Below are 16,049 nucleotides of genomic sequence, written 5' to 3' on the forward strand. Positions count from 1 at the left end.
CGGCCATGGTTGCAGTGGTTCAACGTTGTTGCGCGGCTCGCCCGATGATCGCTGACCGGGAGCGCATCGTGCTGACTTCCGTTGGCGGACAACCGAACTGAATTTCGGTAGATTGAGATCGTGACCAAGCTGCGAGACCTGCAACACCGGGTAGTAACGACAGGGCAACGGTACATCGGTAACCCGATCCTGGGTCGGCTGCCGGTTCAGACTTTGCTCGAAACAACGGGACGTAAGAGTGGTCAGCCGCGGATCACGCCGATCGGCGGCCGCCGAAGCGGCAACTCCTTCTGGCTCGTTTCCGAGTTCGGCGAGAAATCGCAATACATCCGGAACATCCAGGCGGACAACCATGTTCGGCTGCGTATTCGTGGTCGGTGGTACTCCGGCACAGCTCACTTGATGCCCGGCGACGACGCACGAGCTCGGCTGCGTGAACTGCCGCGGGCCAACAGTGCAGTTGTGCGAGCGCTCGGTACCGATCTGCTGACCGTTCGCATCGACTTGGATTGACTCTCGTACTTTCCGTCAGCGAATTCATCCGGTCGAATGGCTGAGGCGTACGGCTATCCATCCGGGCGTCCGGATCGGCCTGGCCACCGCCTGTCGAAGGCACCATCATGCCGGCGTGTGGGTCGGTCGTCGGTGAGCTGCGTGACGGACCGGTACTTGCGATCTTCAGGTGTCGCTGGGCCCCGATCCCGAGCGAGCTCGGGTCGGGGCCAGTTGCTCAGGTGCTAATGCTTGCGGAATGCCGGGCGCAGGATGTCCCACACTTGCCGTTGGAATGCGTGGATGACTCCCTCGGGGCCATTCATGAGCGGGCCGGGTTCGTAATAGCCGGACTCGAGACCGTGTTGCACCTGTTCCAAGACCTCGATGTCCTCGGCGACCCCTCGGCCGAATAGAAGGGCGTTCATTTTCTCGACCGGTTCGGTCGGTAGTTCGGGTCGCTGGTATGCGCTGCTGATGGTTCGAGTAGTGCCAGGACCGGTGGGTTCGAAACGCAGGATGTGCTCGCCGACATACCCGCTGACGATCAGCGTGTTGGGCCACAGGGTGTATTGGGCATATCCGTACTGGCTACCGGTCTTTCCGTCGGGGAATTCAGCCTGCCATTGCGGTGCCAGGTGTTGGCCGACGACCATCCCGAACTTTCCGCTGGTGTTGAGCTCGTAGTCGAATTCGGCGCCGGTGACAGCGCAGATTGTCTGTGGGTGGATCGTCGGGCAGTGGTAGCACTCATTCGCGTTGTCCACAGCGAGTTTCCAGTTCGCACGGACTACGCCGTGGTCTTCGGTGCCCGCCGGTACCGGGATCAGTCCGCTGTTCGGGTCGGCGAAGGGGAAGTCGTAACCGGCCCGCTCCATCATCGCTGGCATGTCACCGAGCTGGTCGAGGAGCGATTCCTGCGGTTCGAGGCAGACGAAGACGATACCGCCGAAAGTGTCCACCGAGATCGGCCGCAAGGCCAGTGTATTCGCGGGCGGCAGATCACCCTTGTTGCGCTGCGGTATGCCTTTCAGCGAGCCATCCAGGGAGTAGGTCCAGCCGTGGTAGGCGCACTGCAGGGTGCGGCAGTTGCCACTACCGGTTGCGACGGTATTGGCTCGGTGCCTGCACACATTGATGAACGCTCGCAGCGTGCCGTCCCGGTCGCGCACCACCACTACCGGCACGGCGGCGACTTCGGTTGTCAGGTAGTCGCCCGGGTCACGCAGCTCGTGCAGCGTCGCGACGGCTTGCCAGGCGCGGCCCAGGAGCAGCCGCTGTTCCAGCCGGAACAGCGCAGGGTCGTAGTAGAAGCTGGCGGGCAGTGCGCGCCGGTCGCTGAGTAGTCGGTCTACTTCTTCCGGGTCGATCGCGCCGACTCCCGCGGCGAGTTGGTCCACTGTGGCCGACATGTGGTGTCTCCGTTCTTCGCGTAATGCGCTGTGCCGGATGCCCGGCTGCCGCCACGATAGGAATAAAATGAGGCACACATGTCTCACTTTCCGAGCGCGCGGACAGCTGGGCCGCTAAGGTCGACACGTGCGCGTGGACGCGGCCGGCAACCGCGAACGGATCATCGAGGCCTATCGACAGCTGGTCGCCCCCGCGAATCCGGACCCGCGGATGGACGATGTCGCGACAGCGGCCGGCATCGCGCGTGGCACTCTCTACCGGCACTTCAAAGACCGGGACACACTGCGCAGGGCTGTGCACGTCCGCGTTCTGGACGAGACGGAACAGCTGATGCGCGACGCGGCCGGCCGGGCTGCCCCGGTGGAACATGTACTGGGCACTGTTGTGCGGGAGAGTTTCGACCGAGTTCGGTTGGTGCAGTTACTCTCCAGCCACCAAGACTATTTCGATCGGCGGATCGCCCGCCGCTGGGCCAGGTGGAAACGCCCGCTGATCGAACTGGTGCTCGCCGCGCAGCGCCGCGGCGAGTTGCGCGCCGACCTCCCCGCCGATTGGCTCGTCGACACCCTGTTGTGGACCGTGTACGCGATCGCTATGAGCGACACACCACCGGGTCATCGCGATCCGGCGGACGCGGCGCTCTCCCTGTTCCTCGAAGGCGCCCGACCTCGGTGAAAGCGAGTTGGTAGCTGGCTGCCCGCACCTGCCGCGACCCGCGTGTTGCGAACGGGCGCATGGGAGATCAACTGGCCGAGCGACTCCCAACCGCTGGCACTGGCTGCCGAGAATCGCCTGATCAGTCTCCAGGATCTCCCGTGGCCCGAGACTTGCTGATGAAGATGCGGTCCAATTGCCTGTCGATCAGCTCGACTGCACGCTCTGCGGACAGTTGCGCGAGCAGTACTCGGGTTTGCAGGCCTTCAGTCCCCGCCAGAAGAAAAGCCGCCTCGGCCGCGGGATCGGTATCGTCGCGGACCTGGCCGAGCCGCTGCCCTTCAATGATCAAGTCGGCCACCAGGTTCGCCAGTGCGGGCGGCGAATCCCGAGCCACCGCGACGAGGGCGGGTTCGGTCAGAAATCGGATGAAATACGCCGCGTAAACAACGTGGCGGTTACGGCGTTCCTCATCGAGCGGCAGCATTTCATGTAGGACACCGCGCACGATCGCGCGCATACCCGGCGCTTCGCCGAGGGCGGCCATCCGTTCTTTCGCTTGTTGTTCTGCGTCGTTGTTGAGTATTTCCAAGGCGCCGAGCAGCAGCTGCTCCCGAGTGCCGAAGTAGTACTGCAGAAGTCGTGCCGAGACTCCGGCCTCCGCGGCGACCAGCCGCAGGGTTACTTGTTCGAGCCCGCCGCGTCCGGCCAGCCGCCACACCGCTTCCGCGATCTGGTGGCGGCGCAAATCATGGTCGACCTGCCGGGGCATGGGCCTTCTCCTTCCGACAGCTCAATGTGTGGTGCGATCGTATCAACAACCTGTTATGGTTCGATCGAACCACAAAGGCGATGTGCTCGCGAGAGCAAGAGGAGAAGGCGACAGTGCGTCACACAATTACCCTGGTCCTGGGAATGATTCTGCTGGTGCTGGGTGTGCAGAGTGGTATCCGATTGATCGCCGACCATTCGGACGGCGGAGTGCTCGGTGGGCTCGCGGGCGGATTTCCGGTCTTGCTGACCTGCTATGTCGTGATGGGTGCCGCAGGCGCCGCCTTGGCTGGCTGGGGGAGTCGCGGGGCCAAGCGAACCGGGCGCGGCAAGTGAGCCGCCGTCGAGTTCCGGCCGCCTGCATTCTTGCTGTGCTGCTCGGGCTGACGGGGTGTGGATCGTCGGCCGGACACTTGGGTGAGCAGAATGGCGATTCGGTGGTCGCCACCGAGTCCGGCAGGGTCCGCGGTGGCGGCGATGACCGGGTGCGACACTTCCGGGGCATCCCGTACGCGGCCGCGCCGATCAACGAGAAGCGTTGGGCCGCACCGCAACCTGTGCAGAGTTGGACGGGTGTGCGCGAGGCGACGAACCCGGGTCCGGTCTGCGTGCAACCGGAAGCATCCGATATGCCATCCGGTGTTCCGCAGAGCGAGGACTGCTTGACTCTCGACGTGACCGTGCCCACCGGACCCGGCGAGAATCGCCCGGTCATGGTGTGGCTCCCGGGCGGCGGCTTCATCACCGGCGCCGGCTCGATCTACGATCCGACACGTCTGGCGCGGACCGGCGACATCGTGGTGGTCACCGTGAACTACCGGTTGGGTGTGTACGGCTTCTTCGCCCACCCGGAACTGGGCGACAGCAACTTCGGGCTCCAAGATCAAATGGCGGCGCTGCGCTGGGTTCGAGCCAATATCGCCCACTTCGGCGGGGATCCAGCCCAGGTCACCTTGGCTGGAGCCTCCGCCGGTGCGATGAGCGCATGCACCCTCATGACAGCGCCGGAAGCGCGAAACCTGTTCCAGCGTGCGATCGTTCAAAGCGGATCCTGCCGGACCAGCCACCCTGCCGGGGCTCTCGGGGAAGGTGTCGGCGCGATCTCGACCTGGCAGCCGCTCGCCACCATCCAGGGTGCCGCTCAGGCTTTGGCCGGGCACCTGTCTTGCGCCGACCTCGCTTGTCTGCGTGCGCTGCCTGCCGAGACCCTACTTCCGTACACCGCCATGTTCCCGCTTGTCGCGTATGAAACGCCCCTCGTGCCGAGGGAGCCGAGTAACGCTTTCGCCGCCGGACAAGCGTCCAACATCGCACTGCTGCGAGGCAATACGTTCGATGAACATGCCGAGTTCACCGTGAGCGCCTATCCGGAGCCGATTACCGCCGATCGGTACTCGGCAATCCTGAAAACCGCGTTCGGCAACGCTGCTGACCACGTCGAAAGTTCCTACCCAGTAGACGAATTCAGTTCACCGACCGCCGCGGCCAGCCGCGTCTTCAGCGACCGCGACTGGATCTGTGGTTCCTGGAGGTCCGGGCGTGACCACGCCGAACGGGCTCCCACCTATGTCTATACCTTCACCGACTCCACCGCCCCGACCCCTGGCGGAAATCCGGTGCCCGCGCTCGTGCAACCCGCGACCGTCCACGGATCAGAGGTGTACTTCCTCTTCGACTTCCACGACGGCCCGCAGCTCACCAGCGCTCAGCGCTCCCTGGCCGAACAACTCGCCGGGTATTGGAGTCGATTCATCCGAACCGGCGACCCGAACGGGGATTCCGCGCCCACCTGGCCTCGACTCGACGCTTCAGATCTGGCTCTCTCGCTCAACCCTGACACAATCGAACCCGTCAACATGCGGACCACCCACCACTGCGATCTGTGGGACGCGTGAGGCGGATTCGGTGACGCATCTCTGCCCCGCTCAGGGGACACCCTGACACGGCTTGGGGGATGGCGCCGGATGTGTGGACGAGCTTGCGGTCATAACGTCGGGCTTATGAGGCCAACCACAATTCCCCTTGCGACCACCGGTGCGTACGCGACGATGGCCAGTCTCGTTTTCGCGATCACTGCCGCCGAGACGATCTTCGTGTATCCCAACATGTTTCGCGACGTCCCGGAATCACTGGCGTTGGCCGACGAGTTCATGACCGTGGTGGATATCGGCAGCGTGATGCGCCCGATGGGCGGGGTGATGACACTGTGCGCGGTGATCGCGATCGTGGTCGCGCTGTGGGCACGGCAGGCTCGAGGTTGGGTCGCCGCATCGCTCGTTTTCCTGATCAGCGGTCAGTTCCTGCTGTCGGTCCTCTACCAGTGGCCGCGGGCGAGCATCTTGGGTGAACGAGACCAGCACACACTGGAGGAGATCGAGCGCGCGGCGACGGAATTCCTTGTCGGACATGGGTTCCGGATCGTCGCGTCGCTCGCCACGGCGGTATTGGCGATAGCCGCGGTGTTCTCGATTTACCGTGCCCGGGTCCTCGCGGAGGCGCGGCGCGGACATGCGGGAGATGAAGGGGCCGAGTGACTTCCGCCGCGGGCTTGTTCATGATCTTCTCGGCGGGGTCTTCCGCGCCTCGGTGGCGCACCTGTAGCCTCGCGTCAGAGGGGAGGGGCTTGATGTTGATCGATTTTGTTCCCGACAGGGAGCTGTACCCATTCGAGTCGCGCTGGTTCGACTCGTCTGCCGGGCGGGTGCACTACATCGATGAGGGCAGCGGACCGGCGATCCTGTTCTGTCACGGTGCTCCGGCGTGGAGTTTCCTCTATCGCGACATCGTGCAGGGCTTGCGTGATCGGTACCGGTGTATCGCCGTCGACTATCTGGGTTTCGGATTGTCCGAACGGCCTACGGGTTTCGGTTACACCGTCGCTGAGCACACCACGGTCCTCGGCGAGCTGATCGATCACCTGCGACTCGACGACTTCGTTCTGATGGGACACGACTGGGGTGGACCCATCGGTCTGGGCGCGCTCACCGAACGCGCGGCTCGGGTGCGGGGGATCGTGCTGGGCAACACGGTGTTCTGGCCGATCGAAGCGATAGCTAATCGGGCTTTCAGCGCGATCATGAGCAGCCGTCCGATGCAGCGGCGGATACTCGAACAGAATTTCCTTGTCGAGCGGGTCTTGCTCGCGGAGTTGGGGCGCACACTCACCGCGGCCGAGGCGGACCATTACCGCGCGGTGCAGCCCACTGCGGAGGCCCGGCGCGGACTGGCCATCATGCCCAAAGAGATCCGTGCCGCGCGCCCGCTGTTGGACCGGCTTGCCCGAGACGTGCCTGTTCTGCTCGGTGACAAGCCGACCCTGCTGGTGTGGGGCATGCGGGACATGGTGTTCCGTGCGAACGACTGCATTCCTCGGATGCGGGCCGCCTTCACCGATCTCGACGTGGTCGAGCTACCACACGCCCGGCACTTCATTCAGGAACATGCATCGGATGCGATCACAGCGGCGATCACAAAACGATTCCCGTAACGAGGTGGGGGACACGGAACGTGGCCGTGCACTCCCGGTTCGGGCAGGCGGGTGCCGATCCGACGCGTCAGGCGAGCCGGTCCGGTCCGGCCTCCCCGGGGCTCTCTAGTGACCACTTGATCGCCGCTTCGGGGGCTGGACTGAATTGCCGCCGTTCGCTGCCGCCCAAGCTCTGATCACGCTGCTCGCAGAGCGTTCTTCCCAGCTCGCGCTCCGCGTCCAGCGGCCGGACCGCACGCTTTCGGCGCTCATCCGGTGCGCGGTGAGCAGCCGCGAGAGTTGTTCGAACTCGGTCGGTGTTACGAAGGCCAGGTAGTAGTCGTGCCCGGATTCCAGCGACGCCAGGATGGTACCGAGGGCGAAGGCGTGCTCACCGATCTGTTCGAGGAACGCTTCGAGGTAACTGGCGCGATCGTCGGCCGGCACGACGAAGGTGTCGGCCCAATCCCAGGGCAGCGCTGTGGGATAGGAGCTCAGCGATGTCAACTGCTCGCGGACCGACTGGAGATCGGCCTCGCGGGAGATGACCGCCAGATCCGCGGTCCCGTTCGGAGATTCGGCGTCGCGAAACGATTCGGCCCCTTCCGGGGTGAGGTGTGCCCGTCGTTGAGCCATGAGGGCCCGCACGCGGAACTCGGCATCGGGTTGCTGTCGGGCCCAGTCATGGGAGTAGGCCGCGGTCTGCGAGGTCTGGCGCACGATGCGGTCCGGCTCGGGCGGGGCGGGCCAGAACTGTAGAAGGTAACGGTCCTGTAGTGGCTCATCGTCGAGTCTGACGTCCACCTCGCGGGCCTGGTCCATGCCCCGCGCGCAGTACCGCACCCGGTAGTCGAGGCCTTCTCTCAAGTCCAGTTCCCAGGAGTCCTCACCAGCCCACTGCACCAGGAAGCTTTGCTCCGAGAGCGGGTAGAAGGAGGCCTCCACGACGTCTTCCCATGCCGGATCGAGCGCGGGAGCCTGGCCACGCACTTCGACGGTGAAGCCGACATCGCCAGTGTGCAAACCGGTTCGCAGGAAAAGTGCGCCGGGTACCGCCGCGCCGCACAGTCCTGAGTTCTGCCCCGCGAACGCCTCATGCATGCGCGGGCCGACGTCCCCGGGGTCACTTTCGACATAGATCTGGCCGTAGGAGACGTGCACTTCGCCATCGAGTCTGAACACTTCTCACACCATCCCCATCGGCGAGAACCCACCATCGCCCGGCAGCGAGGTCACAGAGGGCGACGGGGCGTTCCTCTCGTCAGGGTCGGTGCCGACCAACTCGAGGGTGGAAGAAGTGTGGTGCGGTCTGGTTCGGGAAAGCGTCATGGGCGGCAGCGTAGAGATGCCCACTGACACGGGGCTTCCGAACTTCGCGGAATGGACGTGGCCCCAGGGAACAACACCCAGTTGTGATCGATCCATAGATAAACTCATGTGCGTCGTCAGGGAAGAATTGTTACCCTGGCGAACATGTCTACGCCCCGAGTTTCTTAGCTGAGGATCTTCATCCCCGGCTAGAAGTCTGTCCTCTGACAACTCGGAGCAACTCCCATGATCACCCTGTGCGGTGTCGAGCTGCGCGTGGCTGCCCGCGTGCTGCTATCGGACATCTCGTTCGTTATTTCTCCCGGTGACCGGATCGGTCTCGTCGGCCGTAATGGCGCTGGGAAGACCACTCTGTTGACTGTCCTGTCCGGGCAGGCCGAGGCTGCGGCGGGCACGGTGGTAGCGACCGGGCCTGTTGGTTACCTGGCTCAGGACACCCGGGTAGCCGGGATCTCGGTTACCGCGATCGAGCGGATCCTGTCCGCTCGAGGTCTCGATGTCGCCGTGCGATCGTTGCGGGCCGGCGAGGCCGCGCTCGCGACGGCTACGGATCCGGTTGCGCTGAAACGGGCGTCAGCTGACTATGACCGTGCCGAGGCCGCGTTCCAAGCAGGCGGGGGATATGCCGCCGAGGCCGAAGCCGCGCGGATCGCCGCAGGTCTCGGGTTGCCCGATTCGGTGCTGGATCGACCGGTGGCCGCGTTGTCGGGTGGGCAGCGGCGGCGGGTGGAGTTGGCGCGAATTCTGTTCGGCGGCAACGACGGCGTGTTGCTGCTGGACGAGCCGACCAACCATCTCGATGCCGACGCGGTGAGCTGGTTGCGGTCGTATCTGCAGCGGTACTCGGGCGGGCTGATGGTGGTCAGCCACGACACCGAATTCCTCGCCGCGATCGTGAACCGGGTATTTCATCTGGATCCGCAGCGCGCCGCTCTCGATGTCTACAACACCGGGTGGCCGGAGTACCTCGAGCAGCGTGCCGCGGCGCAACGCCGCCGGGCACGCCAGCGCGTCAACGCCGAACGCAAGGCGGCGGCGTTGCATGCCCAGGCCGACAAGATGCGCGCCAGGGTGGCCACCGCCGTGGCCGCGAAGAACATGGCTCGGCGCGCTGACCGCATGCTCGAAGAGCTCGAACCGGTGCGCCACGCCGACAAGGTCGCGCGGATCCGGCTGCCGGAGCCGGCACCGGCCGGGCGGATGCCCTTGGGTGCGATCGCGCTGACCAAATCCTATGCCGGACAACAGATCCTCGACGGCGTGGATCTGGCCGTGGACCGGGGCAGCCGACTCGTCGTCCTCGGTTTCAACGGCGCGGGCAAGACCACGCTGTTGCGGCTGCTGGCTGGTCGGGAAACTCCCGACAGCGGCCGGGTAGTGCACGGCACCGGATTGCGACTGGGGTACTTCGCGCAGGAGCACGACACCTTGGACCTGTCGCGCACGGTGCGGCAGAACCTGGCCGCGGCGGCACCGCAACTGACCGAGGCCGAGTTACGCCAGGTGCTGGGCGCGTTCCTGTTCAGCGGCGAGGACGCCGACAAACCGGCACGGGTGCTTTCCGGCGGGGAGAAGACGCGCCTGGCGCTGGCCGGACTGGTGTACTCGCGGGCGAACGTGTTGTTGCTCGATGAGCCGACCAACAACCTCGATCCCGCCTCGCGCGCGGAAATCTTGGCCGCGATCGACACCTATCCGGGAGCGATCGTCATGGTTACCCATGACGAGGGTGCTATCGACGCACTGCGCCCGGATCGGGTCCTGCTGCTGCCGGATGCCCACGAGGATCTGTGGAACGACCAGTATCGGGAATTGGTGTCGCTGGCCTGACCTGCGGTGCCCGAAGCGTCGCACCTGGCGATCCGGCCCGAGTTGGTGGTGATCGGCTCGGGCCGCAGGGCCCCTTCGTCCGGCGGCACGATCGGCGCCGCTTCGACAATTGCCGTCGACCGCTGCATCGCCGCAGTCTGGATCCACTCAGGCTACCTAATGAGAATAGGCAATCGCCTAATGATGATAGGCTGTCGCCTTGGACAGAGTGCCTCTGAATCGAGCCGTCGTGACGGAGCGTGGTGCGCAACTGGCCGACGCGACAGGTTTCGATTCGTTGAGCCTCGCCGCCGTGGCGCGCTCGTTCGGCGTGCAAACGCCCAGCCTCTACTCGCATGTCAAAGACCTAGCCGACCTCCGGGACGGCATTACCGCCCTGGCCCTCGGCGAACTCGCGGCGAACATCGGTGACGCGATAGCCGGTCGATCGAAGAAGGACGCGCTGGTGGGTTTCGCGACCGCGCACCGCGCGTACTCGACCGAACATCCGGGCCGATGGGCGTCCTTGCAGCGACAGGCAGGGCAGGCCGCTGTCGACACGGCCGCCGCGCGCCGCATCGTGCAGGTGACCGACGCCGTCCTGCTCGGTTACGACATCGCCGGCCCCGATCGGGTGCACGCCATTCGCATCATCGGCAGCGCGTTGAGCGGATTCCTGAACCTCGAACGCAGCGGAAGCTTCGCGCACAGCATGCCACCGGCCGAGCAGTCATGGCCGGAACTGATCGACGCCCTCGACTTCCTCCTCACCCATTGGCATACCCGCCAGAGAGCGACTTCATGATCACCACCCGCCTCACCGACGAATTAGTCTGCGGTGCAGTAGAACTGGAATCGTCCGATCGCGGCGTCCGCCCCCACAGACTTCCCCGGCCGATCCGAGAGCGGTTCGCCGATCCCCAGCTCACCCTCATGGAAGCGCAGCCGTCCGGGGTGCGAGTCGCCGTGCGTACCACGAGCGTCGATATCACCGTGGAAGTGCACGCCACCCGCGTCAGCTACCGCGGCGCGACGCGCGCCCGGGGTGCCATCGACGTGGTGGTCGACGACGTCTTCCACCATTCGCACGTCCTCACCGGCGGGGACACCATCGAGCTGGACCCGAACACCGGCGTCGGAACGTTCGAGCAGGGGCCACCGGAACTCGTCACCCTCACCGATCTCCCGGCCGGGCCGAAAACGGTCGAGATCTGGCTCCCGCACAACGAACAGATAGATCTGATCGCACTGCGCTCCGACGCCCCACTGCGACCCGCATCGCCGAGCGGGCCGGTGTGGCTACACCACGGCAGCTCGATCAGCCACGGCTCCAACGCCACCAGCCCCACTCGTATCTGGCCCGTCGTCGCGGCGCGACGTGCCGGCGCCCAGCTGCGCAACCTGGGGTTCGGCGGCAGCGCGCTCGTGGATCCGTTCATGGCCCGCCTCATGCGGGACACTCCAGCGGACGTGATCAGTGCCAAGCTCGGACTCAACGTGGTGAACCGCGACTCCATGCGACTCCGCAGCTTCGTTCCCGCCGTTCACGGTTTCCTGGACACCATTCGTGACGGCCACCCCACCACGCCGCTGATGCTGATCTCACCCATCCAGTGCGCGATCCACGAGGACACGCCCGGCCCAGGCGCGATCGATCCGAATACGCTGGGCACCGACTCGGTGCAGTTCGTCGCGACCGGAAAGAAAGGCGATACCGCCTTGGGGCGCTTGACACTTCAGGTCATTCGGGATGCCTTGACGGAGATCGTCGACAGCAGGTCCGACGATCCGAACCTGCACTACCTCGACGGTCGCACGCTCTACGGCGAGCGCGACGCACAGCGCCATCCACTTCCCGACGGTCTGCACCCGGACACGGACACGCACGCCCTCATGGGAGAGCGGTTCGCGGACAAGGTATTCGGGCCGGGAGGGGCATTTGCGAGAGAGCGGCACCGAGCGGCTGCTGCCAACTAGCCTCGGTCGCGTTCGCGGTGTTGTCAGCGTGCGGTGTTCCGGTATGTCGCCACCGCGGACCGGCCGTGCGCTGCTGGCTGTCTCGTGGCTGGGAGGCAATGTCGACTGGCGCCGACGGCGGAGACCTGTTACGGTCAATGCATGTACATGCAACCAACTGAAGCGAAGCGGTCATCGCGAAGTGGCGTCAGCGCCGCTTGGTCGAAGGTTGCCGCGTTGACCTCCGCGGTGGACGCGAACCTCGATCGGTGGCTCGCCGATAACTATCGTGTCGGGTTGACGGAGTTTCGTGCGCTGATTTTGGTGAGTCAGACCTCCGAAAAGGAGCTGCGCGTCAATGATCTCGCGCAGGGCGTCGGTTTGAATCAGAGTTCGGCGACGCGTCTGGTGAGCCGCTTGGAGGCGAAGGGTTACGTGCGTCGCGATCTCTGCGCGGACGATAAGCGCGGCGTCTACGCGGTCATCACCGAGCAGGGCGAGGCGCTGGTCCGCAGTGCGCGAGCCCCTTACGAAAGTCGCATAACCGAACTGCTGACCGCGGCCTCGGCGCACTTTCCCGGCGTCGACATCAAGCAGCTCGGGTCGGCTCTGCGGGAGATCGAAGCATTGCTCACATCGTGAATCGCCTGCTGTAACAACATCTTTCTTTATTGCCCATATATCTGCATGTACATGCATTTAACCGAAAGGAACATCGTCATGAGCTGGATCTACCTGGGTATCGCCGTCATCTTCGAGGTCGCCGTCGGCATCGCGGCGGGTAAGGCGCAGGGTTTCACGAACCTGTGGTGGACGATCGGCACGCTCGTCAGCGGCGCGATCGCCACCTTCTTCCTCAGCCTCGCCCTACTGACCTTCGACGTCGGCGTCGGCTACGCACTGTGGACCGCGCTGGCCGGAGTCACGATCGTCGTCATCGGCGCGTTGTTCCTCTCCCAGCGCCTGACCTGGAAGAAGTTCCTGGGCATCGCCATCGTCATCGTCGGCGTCGTCGGACTCAATCTCGCCGGAACCGTATAGCCCTTCCTCCGCATTTCATGAAAGGCCAAATCCCATGACCACCACCGCAACACACCGCTGGGCACCCGCAGTCGAACAGAAGACCGCCCCATGGCTGGCGCTGCTGGCGGCCGGCGGATTCGAGATCGGCTACGCCCTCAGCGTGAACGGCAGCGAAGGATTCACCAACCCGCTCTGGTCGCTCGTCGCCATCGTCTTCTTCCTCTTCACCCTGTACTTCCTCAGCGTCGCCCTGAAGAAGATCGATGTCGGGATCGGATACGCCGTGTGGGCCGGTATCGGAGCCGTCGGCGCCGCGCTGCTCGGACCGGTCTTCTTCGACGAAACCTTGACCCTGGCCAAAACGTTCTGGCTCGCGGTCATCATCGGCGGAGTCATCTGGCTCAAACTCGCGGACAGCGCCAAGCTCGACCGCTCCCAAAGCACACCTGTCGCCGAACCGGCATGACCTAAAACCAGGCACCGCCGCGTGATTCAGCACGCGGCGGTGCCGACTGTCCGCCGGATCAACTCGCGATCAAGACATTCGCCCGGCGGCTTGATTTTGCCGCGGCTCGAGAGAGCGACATTGCCTACGGTAGTGACCATATGGCAGGATATGGTCACTACGGAATGGAGCACGTATGCCCCGACCTCTCGTCCCCAACCGTCGTCGGCGCATCCTCGCCGAAGCGCAGCGGCTGATGCTGGACAAGGGCTGGCCCGCCACGACGGTGTCGGAGATCGCGGCTCGTGCGGGCATCGGCAAAGGTGCTGTCTACCTGGAGTTCCCGGACAAGACCGCAATCCTCGCGGCTGCCCTCGACGACCGGATGCGGCAGCTGACCGCCCAGGTTCATCGCCAAGTGGTCGACGCGCAGGATCTCGTGGATCTGCCGACGGTGTACCGGTTCAGTATCGAGGCACTGCTGGCCGACCCGTTGATGTGCGCGCTGTACACAGGTGATCAAAACGTGTTGGGCGACCACGTGCGGAAGGCCGCCGATGACCGTTACCTACAGCGATTGAGCTGGCTCGGTGACTACATCGAGCGTCTGCAGCACATCGGCATTCTCGACGCGGCGATACCCGCGGACACCATCGTGCACGTACTCAGCGTGTTCACCGTCGGGCTGATCCACGCGCCCGGCACGCTCGGTGCGACGACACCCGACAAACTGTCGGCCGCGGTCGGTTTGTTCGCCGATCTCGTCGGTCGCGGGCTCGCTACCGGCCTTCCCGCCGATCCAGAAGCGGCCCGCGAAGCGCAACTCGCTCTGCTCCGACGTCTCGAAACCCAACTCGATCCGCGGGAGCCGTCATGACCGACTTTTTCGACACATACACCGACCTGACCGTCGCCGGTGGCCCGGTGCGGTTATACCGCGCCGGTCAGTCCGGTCCGCCGCTGCTGCTACTGCACGGGGGGATGCTCGACACCGCGCAGGGCGTGTGGCGTCGGACGGTCCCCGACCTCGCCGCCGACTATCGCCTGTACGCCATCGACCTCCCCCGCCACGGCCGCAGTCGCCCATGGCAGGGAGCGCTGGACGACACCTTCTACCGGCGCTTCCTCGGCGATCTGCTCGACACCCTCGACCTGCCGCAGGTCGCGATCATCGGGATCTCGCTGGGCGCAGGCGTGGCGATCGGTTACGCATTGGACCATCCCGAACGGGTCACCGCCCTGATCGCCATCGGTCCTGGCGGTATCGGCGCCAAACGCCCGGCGCAGTTGCTGACCTGGCTGATCATTCGTACTCCCGGAGTAATGGCACTGACCAGCCGATACCTGGCGCGGTATCCGCGGTCGATTCGCAAGTCGATGACCACCAGCCTCGCCGCCGGCGAACGAACCCGCGATTTCGACACCATCGTCGAGCTGGCCACCGCGGAGGCTACGGCGAAGGCGAAGCACGGCGAACCGGCGCTCGACGACTGGATGACCCGCGCCTATGGTCCGTTCGCGATGCGGCTGAACCACCTGCCGGACCTACCGAACCTGATCACTCCCACGCTATGGATCAGAGGCGAGGCCGACCCACTCGTCGGAGCCGCCGAGTTGTCGATCGCGGCCGAGGCGACACCGAACGGCCGCTTGGTCACGATCCCGGATGCCCGGCATATCGTCACCTACGACCAGCCCGACGAGCTCAACCGGCTGGCACGTGAATTTTTGGCCGCGACGCTCGATCACTGCTGAGCCTGCGGCCTTCGCGGCCAACCTGAAGGACCACTTTCGGAATGAGTGTGCTGTGGTAACCGGGTGAGCGCAGGCATCGCGTTGCATCCACCAGGTGACTACCACTGCCGCAGCAGGTTAGGGAGCGGTCTGGCGGACTGCGGCGGCGACGGCGGGGGAGTCCTTGCGCAGGATCTTGGAGTGGTTGCTGCCGACTTTCGCGCTGATCGTGACGTTGGGGTTAGCGGCGATGATCGGGTCCAGTACGGCCCGATTCGTTTCCATCTCGTCGTTTTCGCTGCCGAGGCTTTCGCCGGTGGCCAGCACGAACCGCACCGGGCGGGTCGCGCGTTGGAGGACCGCCGTGCTGGCCGCGGCGATCTCGTTGAGTTCGATGTTGGTTTCGGCATGCTGGGCGGCGCTCATGCGCGCGGCCATACCGAATGGGCGTGCCAGTGGCAGCAGGAACCGCATCTTGTGGAACAGCTTGCGGATCCGCTCCGCGCCTTCGGCACCGGTCAGCCCGTGTGGAAAGGCGTCCACCGTCACCACTCCCACCACGCGGTCGGGGTTCTGGTCGGCCCAGTGCCAGCTCAGCACTCCACCGTAGGACCAGCCCACCAGGACGATTGGGCCGTGAATGTTCCGCGCTGCCAGTACGGCATCGATATCGCGCAGGCAGGCCTGGAAGGAGTAGTCGGCGGATTGCTGGGATTTGCCACGGGCACGCTCGTCGAAGGTGATGTGGCGGTAGCCGGGGCCGAGGTCGGCGATCACCTTCTTCCAGTGCGACTGGTCGGCGTAGGCGCCGTTGAGGTAGAGCACCGGTTGGCCTGGGCCGCCGGTGTCGGTCACCGCCAGTGCGGTGTCCTCGACCGGCACCATGCCGGTCCAGGGGGAGGGGGCGGAGTTGCGAGGGTTTGCTGCGTTGCTCATGTGAATACCGTCGCTGGGGGA

18 protein-coding genes are annotated in these 16,049 nt (G+C 65.0%); 14 read left to right on the top strand and 4 right to left on the bottom strand.

Going from position 1 to position 16,049, the window contains the following annotated elements:
- Positions 1–138 precede the first annotated feature (138 nt).
- A complete protein-coding gene (locus BJ987_RS21445; protein WP_372446950.1) occupies positions 139–513 on the top strand; it encodes a nitroreductase/quinone reductase family protein in 375 nt (124 codons plus the stop codon).
- A gap of 224 nt (positions 514–737) precedes the next feature.
- Here BJ987_RS21445 and BJ987_RS21450 read toward each other — a convergent pair whose 3' ends face one another.
- Complete coding sequence (locus BJ987_RS21450) at positions 738–1,904, bottom strand: aromatic ring-hydroxylating oxygenase subunit alpha (RefSeq protein WP_209893014.1); 1,167 nt, start codon at positions 1,902–1,904, stop codon at positions 738–740.
- Between the two features lie 127 nt (positions 1,905–2,031).
- Here BJ987_RS21450 and BJ987_RS21455 point away from each other — a divergent pair, with 127 nt between their 5' ends.
- Entirely contained in the window at positions 2,032–2,580 is a 549-nt protein-coding gene (locus BJ987_RS21455) for a TetR/AcrR family transcriptional regulator (protein ID WP_209893017.1), read from the top strand.
- 121 nt (positions 2,581–2,701) lie between these two features.
- Here the strand turns inward: BJ987_RS21455 and BJ987_RS21460 are convergent, their stop codons facing one another.
- Complete coding sequence (locus BJ987_RS21460) at positions 2,702–3,331, bottom strand: TetR/AcrR family transcriptional regulator (protein ID WP_209893020.1); 630 nt, start codon at positions 3,329–3,331, stop codon at positions 2,702–2,704.
- A gap of 113 nt (positions 3,332–3,444) precedes the next feature.
- On the opposite strand from BJ987_RS21460, the gene BJ987_RS21465 reads away from it, so the two are divergent.
- The 4 genes from BJ987_RS21465 to BJ987_RS21480 all read left to right on the top strand — a co-directional run bounded on the left by BJ987_RS21465 (position 3,445) and on the right by BJ987_RS21480 (position 6,817).
- On the top strand, positions 3,445–3,666 hold the full coding sequence (locus tag BJ987_RS21465; protein WP_209893023.1) for a hypothetical protein: 222 nt from the start codon (positions 3,445–3,447) through the stop codon (positions 3,664–3,666).
- Between the two features lie 77 nt (positions 3,667–3,743).
- Positions 3,744–5,225: a carboxylesterase/lipase family protein gene (locus tag BJ987_RS21470; protein ID WP_209893026.1), complete on the top strand. Its 1,482-nt coding sequence runs from the start codon at positions 3,744–3,746 to the stop codon at positions 5,223–5,225.
- A 105-nt stretch (positions 5,226–5,330) separates the two neighbouring features.
- Complete coding sequence (locus BJ987_RS21475; RefSeq protein WP_209893029.1) at positions 5,331–5,864, top strand: DUF1772 domain-containing protein; 534 nt, start codon at positions 5,331–5,333, stop codon at positions 5,862–5,864.
- Positions 5,865–5,956: 92 nt separating this feature from the next.
- Positions 5,957–6,817: a haloalkane dehalogenase gene (locus BJ987_RS21480; RefSeq protein WP_209893032.1), complete on the top strand. Its 861-nt coding sequence runs from the start codon at positions 5,957–5,959 to the stop codon at positions 6,815–6,817.
- A gap of 105 nt (positions 6,818–6,922) precedes the next feature.
- Here the strand turns inward: BJ987_RS21480 and BJ987_RS21485 are convergent, their stop codons facing one another.
- Entirely contained in the window at positions 6,923–7,978 is a 1,056-nt protein-coding gene (locus BJ987_RS21485) for a DUF6630 family protein (RefSeq protein WP_209893036.1), read from the bottom strand.
- A gap of 372 nt (positions 7,979–8,350) precedes the next feature.
- On the opposite strand from BJ987_RS21485, the gene BJ987_RS21490 reads away from it, so the two are divergent.
- The 8 genes from BJ987_RS21490 (at position 8,351) to BJ987_RS21525 (ending at position 15,113) form a co-directional block, all read left to right on the top strand.
- The gene (locus BJ987_RS21490) at positions 8,351–9,955 is read left to right on the top strand and encodes an ABC-F family ATP-binding cassette domain-containing protein (RefSeq protein WP_209893039.1); all 1,605 of its coding nucleotides are present in this window, start codon (positions 8,351–8,353) and stop codon (positions 9,953–9,955) included.
- 229 nt (positions 9,956–10,184) lie between these two features.
- Positions 10,185–10,739 (top strand): TetR-like C-terminal domain-containing protein, encoded by a 555-nt coding sequence (locus BJ987_RS21495; RefSeq protein WP_209893042.1) that lies wholly within the window; start codon positions 10,185–10,187, stop codon positions 10,737–10,739.
- On the top strand, positions 10,736–11,911 hold the full coding sequence (locus tag BJ987_RS21500; RefSeq protein WP_209893044.1) for an SGNH/GDSL hydrolase family protein: 1,176 nt from the start codon (positions 10,736–10,738) through the stop codon (positions 11,909–11,911). Before BJ987_RS21495 ends, BJ987_RS21500 begins: the two co-directional genes overlap by 4 nt.
- Before the next feature lie 276 nt (positions 11,912–12,187).
- Entirely contained in the window at positions 12,188–12,532 is a 345-nt protein-coding gene (locus BJ987_RS21505; RefSeq protein ID WP_245366074.1) for a MarR family winged helix-turn-helix transcriptional regulator, read from the top strand.
- 78 nt (positions 12,533–12,610) lie between these two features.
- Positions 12,611–12,931, top strand: a complete 321-nt coding sequence (locus BJ987_RS21510) for a DMT family transporter (RefSeq protein WP_209893050.1) — start codon at positions 12,611–12,613, stop codon at positions 12,929–12,931.
- Between the two features lie 34 nt (positions 12,932–12,965).
- Positions 12,966–13,379 (top strand): DMT family transporter, encoded by a 414-nt coding sequence (locus BJ987_RS21515; RefSeq protein WP_209893052.1) that lies wholly within the window; start codon positions 12,966–12,968, stop codon positions 13,377–13,379.
- 175 nt (positions 13,380–13,554) lie between these two features.
- A complete protein-coding gene (locus BJ987_RS21520) occupies positions 13,555–14,235 on the top strand; it encodes a TetR/AcrR family transcriptional regulator (RefSeq protein ID WP_209893055.1) in 681 nt (226 codons plus the stop codon).
- Entirely contained in the window at positions 14,232–15,113 is an 882-nt protein-coding gene (locus BJ987_RS21525) for an alpha/beta fold hydrolase (RefSeq protein WP_209893059.1), read from the top strand. Before BJ987_RS21520 ends, BJ987_RS21525 begins: the two co-directional genes overlap by 4 nt.
- A 117-nt stretch (positions 15,114–15,230) precedes the next feature.
- Here BJ987_RS21525 and BJ987_RS21530 read toward each other — a convergent pair whose 3' ends face one another.
- A complete protein-coding gene (locus tag BJ987_RS21530) occupies positions 15,231–16,028 on the bottom strand; it encodes an alpha/beta fold hydrolase (protein ID WP_245366075.1) in 798 nt (265 codons plus the stop codon).
- Between the last annotated feature and the right edge of the window lie 21 nt (positions 16,029–16,049).

The sequence above is a fragment of the Nocardia goodfellowii genome (assembly GCF_017875645.1).
Lineage (GTDB): Bacteria > Actinomycetota > Actinomycetes > Mycobacteriales > Mycobacteriaceae > Nocardia > Nocardia goodfellowii.

What these genes read in the sequence shown, in the direction of transcription:
- BJ987_RS21450 (WP_209893014.1), bottom strand. Translation starts at nt 1,904, where the DNA reads ATGTCGGCCACAGTGGACCAACTCGCCGCGGGAGTCGGCGCGATCGAC.
- BJ987_RS21460 (WP_209893020.1), bottom strand. Translation starts at nt 3,331, where the DNA reads ATGCCCCGGCAGGTCGACCATGATTTGCGCCGCCACCAGATCGCGGAA.
- BJ987_RS21475 (WP_209893029.1), top strand. Translation starts at nt 5,331, where the DNA reads ATGAGGCCAACCACAATTCCCCTTGCGACCACCGGTGCGTACGCGACG.
- BJ987_RS21480 (WP_209893032.1), top strand. Translation starts at nt 5,957, where the DNA reads ATGTTGATCGATTTTGTTCCCGACAGGGAGCTGTACCCATTCGAGTCG.
- BJ987_RS21490 (WP_209893039.1), top strand. Translation starts at nt 8,351, where the DNA reads ATGATCACCCTGTGCGGTGTCGAGCTGCGCGTGGCTGCCCGCGTGCTG.
- BJ987_RS21500 (WP_209893044.1), top strand. Translation starts at nt 10,736, where the DNA reads ATGATCACCACCCGCCTCACCGACGAATTAGTCTGCGGTGCAGTAGAA.
- BJ987_RS21510 (WP_209893050.1), top strand. Translation starts at nt 12,611, where the DNA reads ATGAGCTGGATCTACCTGGGTATCGCCGTCATCTTCGAGGTCGCCGTC.
- BJ987_RS21515 (WP_209893052.1), top strand. Translation starts at nt 12,966, where the DNA reads ATGACCACCACCGCAACACACCGCTGGGCACCCGCAGTCGAACAGAAG.
- BJ987_RS21520 (WP_209893055.1), top strand. Translation starts at nt 13,555, where the DNA reads ATGCCCCGACCTCTCGTCCCCAACCGTCGTCGGCGCATCCTCGCCGAA.
- BJ987_RS21525 (WP_209893059.1), top strand. Translation starts at nt 14,232, where the DNA reads ATGACCGACTTTTTCGACACATACACCGACCTGACCGTCGCCGGTGGC.
- BJ987_RS21530 (WP_245366075.1), bottom strand. Translation starts at nt 16,028, where the DNA reads ATGAGCAACGCAGCAAACCCTCGCAACTCCGCCCCCTCCCCCTGGACC.